The organism is Mesorhizobium sp. LNHC221B00 (genome assembly GCF_000502935.1).
Lineage (GTDB): Bacteria > Pseudomonadota > Alphaproteobacteria > Rhizobiales > Rhizobiaceae > Mesorhizobium > Mesorhizobium opportunistum.
The window spans coordinates 1-5487 of record NZ_AYWR01000060.1; the positions used below are offsets into that span (position 1 = coordinate 1).

The window sequence follows — 5487 nt, forward strand, 5'->3', positions numbered from 1 at the left end:
CACCATCCCCGACCGCACCGTCAAGGAACTCATCCGCATCTTCGATGGCGACGAGAGCGAAGTGGCCATCGGCGGTACGGCGGCGATCGTCACCGTCGAGGCAGAGGCGATCCGCGTCACCTCCAAGCTGATCGACGGCACCTTCCCCGAATACAACAGGCTGATGCAGGCGCCAGGCGCCTTCCGCATCTCGGTTCCCGCCAAGGCGCTCGACGCGGCGATCGGCCGGCTGCTGGTGCTGCCGCGCAAGGACGGCAAGGGCAAGGCCGAAACCTCNGGCGCTCGACGCGGCGATCGGCCGGCTGCTGGTGCTGCCGCGCAAGGACGGCAAGGGCAAGGCCGAAACCTCGCGGCCGATCCGCATGACGCCCGTCGACGGCGGGCTGAAGCTGGAGATCAAGGGCAACGACGCCGACGCCGAGGACCTGGTCGACTGCGAGGTCGAAGGCGCCGGCGAGCCGATCGTCGTCAACTGCCGTTACATCAGGGACGCGCTGGCCGCGGCCGGCGGCGGCAAGGTCACCTTCGCGCCCTGCGCCGACAACCCGGTCGGCGTGCGCCTGCTGCCCGACAACGACCGTTCGTCTTTTCTCCTCATGCAGATGCGTTTCTAGGAGACTCCCATGGCAGATGACATCACCGACACCAGCCAGACCGTCGCCGCCGGCCAGCTGCGCGCCTTCATCGAGCGCATCGAGATCCTGGAGGAAGAGCGCGGCACCATCAACGAGGATATTTCCGAGGTCTACAGCGAGGCCAAGGGCACCGGTTTCGACGTGCCTGCCATGCGCGTGATCGTCGCCATGCGCCGCAAGGACCCGGCCGCCAGGCAGGAAGCCGAAACCATTCTGGAACTCTACATGGCCGCGCTGGGGATGGTGTGATGCTGACTAGGGCAGACATCGACAAGGCGCGCATGCTTTTCCGCGATCGCAATATCGCGCAGGGCGCGCTCGACAACCTCGCCACGCAGCGTGTCGCGCTGATGGTTGGCGAGGGCAAGGACGCGAACGAAATCGTGCTGAAGCCCGCTTATCTCAAACAGATCGTCGGTGACATCAGCGCCTCGCTCAACCGCCAGATCGCCGAAATCAATGCGGCGCTGACCGCCATGGGAGTGGAACCATGACCGACAAGACAAAGTCCCTCGCCGAACTGGAAACCGATCTAGGCAAATCCGTCAAGGATCTGGAGTTGGCCGACGAGAGAGAGCGTGAGGCAGCCAGGAACGCCACAGCGATCCGAAATCGCATCAACGATCTGCACAAGCTGATCGACATGAAAATTGCCGAAATGCGGACGGGCGCCCCCTGCAATACGGAGTGGGCGAACATGCGCACGCGGAGGGCTGTCTGATGGCCGGCAGCGTCAACAAAGTCATCCTGGTCGGCAATCTCGGCGCCGATCCCGAAGTGCGGCGCAGCCATGCCGGCGATCCGATCGTCTCGTTTCGCATGGCGACCAGCGAAAGCTGGAAGGACAAGGATTCGGGCGAGCGCAAGGAACGCACCGAATGGCATTCGGTCGTCGTCTTCAACACGCAGCTGGCCGAAATCGCGGAAAAATACCTGAAGAAGGGCATGAAGGTCTATGTCGAGGGCCAGCAGCAGACCCGCAAATGGACCGGCCAGGACGGCATCGAACGTTACACGACCGAAACGGTTCTGAACCGCTTTCGCGGCGAAATCCAGATGCTCGACAAGCTGCCATCGAACCGCCCGCCCGGCGCCGAGGGTGCCGAAGACTACGGCAGCCAGCGCAGCCGCGAGACCGATGACCGCCGCGCGATCGAGGAACGCACCCGCCAGGCGCAGGTCGGGCGCGGCGGCTCGCGCGAACTCGACGACGAGATCCCCTTCTGATGAACGCGCCGCTGTCCCGCCGCGATGCGATCCGGTCGAAGATCATGGTCTGCGTCGAGATCGTCGACACAGGCTATGTCGACGCCAGGGGCATGCCCTCGCCCTGTCACGTCTGGACCGGGCCGGACAGCGGCACCGGGCGCNACAGGCTATGTCGACGCCAGGGGCATGCCCTCGCCCTGTCACGTCTGGACCGGGCCGGACAGCGGCACCGGGCGCGGCGGCGGCTATCCCCGCATGTCGCTCGACGGCCAGACCGTCGCCGTCCACATCGTCAACNGCGGCACCGGGCGCGGCGGCGGCTATCCCCGCATGTCGCTCGACGGCCAGACCGTCGCCGTCCACATCGTCAACTGGACCAACGAGCACGGCTTCATTCCCGGCAAGAAGCAACTCGATCACCTCTGTCGCACCCGCCGCTGCATCCGCGACGATCATCTCGAAATGGTCACGCATAAGCAGAACCAGAAGCGCCGCGATGCAGCGCTGGGCGTGCCGCCGCGCCGCAAGCGTCGCAAGGCGCCGCGCAAATGAGCATCCGATTCCACGTCGACCCGCGTGACGTCCCGCCCGAAAAGGCAGCCAGACGCCTCGGATTGACGCAGGAACAGTTCACCGACCTGTTGCCGAGGCTCTTGTCGCGCGGCTTCCCGGCTTCCGATCCCGACACCGGCAATTACGATCTCGACGCCATCGACGTCTGGCGGGCAGCTCGCCACCGCCGCCTCTTGCCTTCGGCGCCATCTCCGGCGCACAGTTCCGGCCTTGTCGCGGCAAGACTGGAGAAGATGGGTGGGTAAGGTGGATATCCCTTACTACGTGGTGAAGAAGGGGAAGTACGGCTATTGGCAGCCGACCAAACCCATGCGTGACGCCGGCTTCGCCGCGGTGCGTTGCGGCCTCGACGGTGCGGCCGCCTGGGCGGTGGCGGCGGAATGGAACGAGCGCTGGCAGCGTCATCGCGCCGGCAAGGCGCAGGACGCGCCGCCCGAATTCCCGGCCGGCTCATTGGGCGAAGCCTTCAACCGCTATCGCGCTACCGTCGAGTGGACCGCTAAGAAGCCGCGCACCCGCGAGGAATGGGAACGCGCCTGGGCGCGCATCAAGCCGGTGTTCGGCGATCTCGCCCCGACCGACCCGGAAGTTTCGCTGGAGACGCTGTCGCGCTTTCGCCAGATGGTCGCCAACAATGTCTCGTTGCGCGAGGCGCACCGCGTCATCAAGATCTGGCGCGCGCTGTGGAACGTCTGTTCGGCGCTGCAATATTGCCACGGCAAGGCCGACCCGTCGTCCGGCATCCGCAACCGTGCGCCCAAGGCCAGGCAAGCGAGTTGGCGCGAGGGCGAGGCCGTGCGGCAGGCCAAGCATGCCTGGCGCAAGGGCTATCGCGGGCTGGCCGTCTCGATCGCCATCGCCTGGGACACGCAATTCTCGCCGGTCGACCTGCGGCAGCTGACCATAGCGGCGATGAAGGGCAGTGACCACAGCCGCTATTTCGACATCGGCCGCGCCAAGTCCGGCCGCGACGCGCTCGGCACGATGAGCCGGCGCACGCTGCGGCTGCTCGATGCCTATCTGAAGCTGGAGCCGTGCGAGGTGGGCGCCATCCTGCGCAATCGTTCAGGCGCGGTCTACTCCCGCTTCACCATGCCCGACGATTTCCGCACTGTGTGCGAATCACTTTTCCCCGGCGACCGCCGCACGCTGGCCGACATGCGCCGCTCCGGCGCCATCGAGGCGATGGCCGGCGGCGCGCTGGCGGGCACGGTGTCAGCCAAGATGGCCAACACGATCGACACGTCGAACGCCCTTCACGCTACCTATCAGCCCGTCGACCTGGCCTCGGTCCGCTCCGCGGACGCCGCCCGCCGCCTCGGCCGCAAGCGCATCCGCGAGAACGAAAAGGGGTGAAAAGTTGGAACTCGGTTCGAAATCGAGTTGGAACTTTTCAGCCGGCTAACTCCTAAGTCCTTGATTTATTGGCGATCCCGACAGGATTCGAACCTGTGACCATCGGCTTAGAAGGCCGGTGCTCTATCCAGCTGAGCTACGGGACCGCTGGCCGACCCGGGGTCGGTAGATATTGCCTCTGGCGCCCGTTTGGGCGCGCGTTCAATGCGTCCAGGGCGTCCTGCGGTCATAGCGGAAATTCTCCGCATAGGAAATCTGGCGGCGCTTGGCCTCTTTCGGCTCTTCGACGCGGAAGGCAAGGCCTTCCTTTTCGGCATAGGCTACTGCTTCTTCCCGCGTGTCGAAGGTAAGCCTGATCTGGCTTCTCATGTCTCCGGACGTGGTATAGCCCATCAGCGGGTCGATCTTCTTGCGCATCTCGGGGTCGAATTCCAGCACCCAATAGCCGGTCTTGGCCTTGCCGGACTGCATCGCGGTTTTGGCTGGGCTGAAAATGCGCGCGGACATGGCCACCTCATTGTTGTGCAAGGCGGTATCGCCCGCCCTTGGCCCGTCATTACTGCGCAATGCGCACGGCGGCAAGGTTTTTGCACTTGCAGGTTTTTGCACTTGCCATCCAACGCCGAAATGAATAGGCAACAGACCGTTCGGAGTGTAGCGCAGGCTGGTAGCGCATCTGGTTTGGGACCAGAGGGTCGGGAGTTCGAATCTCTCCACTCCGACCATCCTTATCAAAAACGCGATGTCGAGAGCCACTGGCATGAGCGCATGGCCACCTTGCGGCTCGCTGACCATGGGGCCTGTCGATCTTTGGGCCCGTCGATCTTTTTAGGCCTGTCGATTCTGGGCCTTTCGACAGGCAAGCTCGCCGGGCGAGAACCCCCCGCGCCATCCCCCGGCGAGCCTACAACCTGATTTGGAACGCAATCAGGACCGGGGTCAGCCGGCAAACTCTCGGAGCAAGACTGATGCCAGCTCTGTCTTCCCAAAATGGAACACCGGCAGGTAACACGGAGAGCCGCCACGCCGGCAGGCTCTATCCGAACATCGAGGCCGTCAGATCTCGAACTCGCCCTGTCCTTCGTCCATCACGCTGACGGTTTCGGCGGCGAGCGCCCTGGTGATCGGCATTTTGCGCTCGAGCGCGATGCGATCCAGCCGCTCCACCACACGCATCGCCGTCGCCAGCGAGCGTTCGATGCGCCGCACCAGATACTGCACGACATGCGGCTCGACCTCGACCTGGCGGTCGGCGAACAATTTGGTGATGACACCCGCCAGCAGAAGGTCGTCGGGCTCGTGGATCTCGACTGTCGCCGCCGCCTTCAGCCGCGAGGCAAGATCGGGCAATGACACACCCCAGGCGGCCGGAAAGCGCCGCGCCGTCAACAACAGCGTCGAGCCGGCGCCACGCACGGCATTGATAAGGTGGAACAGGCCTTGCTCGTCCACCGTTCCGGCGTCGACATCGTCGATCAGCGCCGGGCGGGCGCCAAGATTGGCGATGCTGTCGCCGATGCGCCCCGCGTCGACGGCCACCGCATTGGCATGCGCGCGCCAGATGGCGGCGAGGTGCGTCTTGCCGGATCCGGCGGGACCCGCCAGCACCACCACCGGCGAGGGCCAGTCGGGCCAGCGGTCGACCAGCGCCGCCGCCTGGCTGTTGGTGCCGGAGACGACGAGCTCGTCGCGCGAATAGCCGGTGCCGTGGCCG

10 protein-coding genes and 2 tRNA genes are annotated in these 5487 nt (G+C 65.1%); 9 read left to right on the top strand and 3 right to left on the bottom strand.

The annotated features are described in order from the left end of the window. The first annotated feature begins 308 nt into the window (after window positions 1-308). The 8 genes from X741_RS1000000171370 (at window position 309) to X741_RS136530 (ending at window position 3773) form a co-directional block, all read left to right on the top strand. Window positions 309-614: a hypothetical protein gene (locus tag X741_RS1000000171370; protein ID WP_031250826.1), complete on the top strand. Its 306-nt coding sequence runs from the start codon at window positions 309-311 to the stop codon at window positions 612-614. A 9-nt stretch (window positions 615-623) separates the two neighbouring features. Then, the gene (locus X741_RS136550; RefSeq protein ID WP_023781021.1) at window positions 624-884 is read left to right on the top strand and encodes a DUF2312 domain-containing protein; all 261 of its coding nucleotides are present in this window, start codon (window positions 624-626) and stop codon (window positions 882-884) included. Beyond that, a complete protein-coding gene (locus X741_RS136545) occupies window positions 884-1129 on the top strand; it encodes a hypothetical protein (RefSeq protein ID WP_023781022.1) in 246 nt (81 codons plus the stop codon). Before X741_RS136550 ends, X741_RS136545 begins: the two co-directional genes overlap by 1 nt. Next, complete coding sequence (locus X741_RS136540; RefSeq protein WP_023781023.1) at window positions 1126-1356, top strand: hypothetical protein; 231 nt, start codon at window positions 1126-1128, stop codon at window positions 1354-1356. The genes X741_RS136545 and X741_RS136540 overlap by 4 nt, the downstream gene beginning before the upstream one ends. Beyond that, the gene (gene ssb / locus X741_RS136535; RefSeq protein ID WP_023781024.1) at window positions 1356-1862 is read left to right on the top strand and encodes a single-stranded DNA-binding protein; all 507 of its coding nucleotides are present in this window, start codon (window positions 1356-1358) and stop codon (window positions 1860-1862) included. Before X741_RS136540 ends, ssb begins: the two co-directional genes overlap by 1 nt. Window positions 1863-2099: 237 nt before the next feature. Further along, a complete protein-coding gene (locus X741_RS01000000167360; protein ID WP_051410546.1) occupies window positions 2100-2396 on the top strand; it encodes an HNH endonuclease signature motif containing protein in 297 nt (98 codons plus the stop codon). Beyond that, window positions 2393-2662, top strand: a complete 270-nt coding sequence (locus tag X741_RS00060; protein WP_032928546.1) for a hypothetical protein — start codon at window positions 2393-2395, stop codon at window positions 2660-2662. Before X741_RS01000000167360 ends, X741_RS00060 begins: the two co-directional genes overlap by 4 nt. After that, window positions 2655-3773, top strand: a complete 1119-nt coding sequence (locus X741_RS136530; RefSeq protein WP_156937983.1) for a hypothetical protein — start codon at window positions 2655-2657, stop codon at window positions 3771-3773. Before X741_RS00060 ends, X741_RS136530 begins: the two co-directional genes overlap by 8 nt. Before the next feature lie 69 nt (window positions 3774-3842). Here X741_RS136530 and X741_RS136525 read toward each other — a convergent pair. After that, window positions 3843-3919, bottom strand: a tRNA-Arg gene (locus X741_RS136525). A 55-nt stretch (window positions 3920-3974) separates the two neighbouring features. Beyond that, window positions 3975-4280: an ETC complex I subunit gene (locus tag X741_RS136520; protein WP_013896224.1), complete on the bottom strand. Its 306-nt coding sequence runs from the start codon at window positions 4278-4280 to the stop codon at window positions 3975-3977. A 141-nt stretch (window positions 4281-4421) separates the two neighbouring features. On the opposite strand from X741_RS136520, the gene X741_RS136515 reads away from it, so the two are divergent. Beyond that, window positions 4422-4498, top strand: a tRNA-Pro gene (locus tag X741_RS136515). A gap of 331 nt (window positions 4499-4829) precedes the next feature. On the opposite strand, the gene hdaA is transcribed toward X741_RS136515, so the two are convergent. After that, on the bottom strand, window positions 4830-5487 hold a 658-nt coding region (hdaA, locus tag X741_RS136510; RefSeq protein WP_023781028.1), incomplete at its 5' end, for a DnaA regulatory inactivator HdaA.